The organism is Peptoniphilus sp. SGI.035, from assembly GCF_050315115.1.
Taxonomy (GTDB): domain Bacteria; phylum Bacillota; class Clostridia; order Tissierellales; family Peptoniphilaceae; genus Peptoniphilus_A.
The window spans coordinates 1-1749 of sequence record NZ_JBNPOJ010000045.1 but is presented as its reverse complement, the minus strand read 5'-3'; the positions used below and the strand labels follow the sequence as shown (position 1 = coordinate 1749).

At 31.2% G+C, this 1749-nt stretch carries 1 protein-coding gene; it reads right to left on the bottom strand.

The window, feature by feature from the left end; translation table 11 throughout:
• Nucleotides 1-38 precede the first annotated feature (38 nt).
• Complete coding sequence (locus ACQRC6_RS09700; protein ID WP_427848740.1) at nucleotides 39-1469, bottom strand: L,D-transpeptidase family protein; 1431 nt, start codon at nucleotides 1467-1469, stop codon at nucleotides 39-41.
• Nucleotides 1470-1749 lie beyond the last annotated feature (280 nt).

The following is a 1749-nucleotide window of genomic DNA, read 5'->3' as shown; positions in this document are numbered from 1 at the left end:
AATCTATCTTAATTATAAATTGGTATTTATTACAGTTTTTATTGCGCTTGTCCTTGATTTGTTTGTGTCTTTGCCTGTGTTACTAATGTATCAGGAACTTTTTGCGTTGCTGAATTATAAACTATAACTGGCATTCCATTAAAAGTTTTGTCAAAAAGATTTTTCATAACTGCTGGTGGAATATTTACGCATCCATGGGATCCACTAGATAAATAAATATTTCCTCCAAAGTTTGATCTCCATGTCGCATCGTGAAGTCCTACGCCAGACCAATTTATCGGAAGCCAATAGTTTACCTTAGAGCGATAATTTTCTCCCGTTAGAAATCTGTCCCTTTCGCGAGACCAAATTCTATCTGTACCAGTTGGTGTTCCATTTCCAAGAGTTGGATTTCCAGAAACAATATTAGTCTCTAGTTCAAGATTGCCCTTATTGTAGTACCATAACTTTTGCCTTGCAAGGTCAACTTCAATATAAGTGTTTCCAATGTCATTTATTGTCCTTGAAACTGCATCTTGTCTATAAATTGGTTTTATTGTAACAACTTCATCTTTATTTAGCGCTGCAATTACTTCATCCTTTGTCTTTTGCCTATCGGTTAACCAACCATAAATTCCTCCATCAACTTTTACGCTGCCAATTCCAGTTGCGTTAAAAATTCTTGAAGTTCTAAAAGTGTCGTACTTAGCTGCAAGATTTTCTACAAATTTTGAAACCTTTTTTTCGTCGATAACAAGTGTTCCGTCATCAGACTTTGAGTACATAGCAATAATTCCCTGTCCCGTAACTTCTTCTTTCCTATCGTCAAAGTCAAAAATTATTTTCTTTGTAAAAAGCTTTTTATAAGATTCCAATTGATTCTTAATGTACTCACTATCTGCTGTGATACTTGGTTCTATATACAGATTTTCTTCTTCAAGATTTAATTTTTCATTTTTATCTGCAAAATGAGATATTATTGCATTTCTTAGTTCATCACGCTTTACAAAATCTCCATGGACTTCCTTCTCTACTTTAAATTCGCCTTTATCAAAAACAATCTTTGCATCGGTAGAATGAATTGATTCATTTTTAACTGGGCTTAAATTATTTAGCCTTTCAGCAAGTGCCACGTCATCATATTTTAAATTTGTGTCCAGCTGATATTTTTTGTCGATTAGAGATGCCACTGGCCAATAAAGAGGAGTTTGTTTTATAAAACCACCGCCAATGTTGTCTTCAAATTTTATTTCTTCTGCCGTAATCTTGTCGTTATTTTTTTTGTCCTTTGCAACAATATCTAGCACAAAATTCTTAGAAAGTTCACTGTAATTTTTTTCAAACTCAGAAATTTTTGTAAGTCCAAAATCATGTCCATTGATGTAAGTTCTTGGCATAAATCTATCTCTAAAAAAATACATTCCTGAAATATATATGAAAATTAAAATTATAATTATAAATGCAAAAAATATTTTAAATGTCTTCTTCATAATTCCTCCCATTATCTTTATATTATACTCCATAGAAAATTTTAAAAAAGAGATTTTAGTAGATTGTTATAAATGTAATTGAATTGTAAATATTTGTATTATTCATTTTTCGTCAATTTTCTCAAGATTTTAAAGGCATTTATAGACAAAATAATCTATAGGGACAAAAAAATAACAGTCCAACTAAAAATGTTAGACTGTGTGTTTTTAAATGGTGCGGGAAACCAAGTGCCAGATATATACGCACAAAAAGTTATAATATTGGAAGTTGCATAAGAAT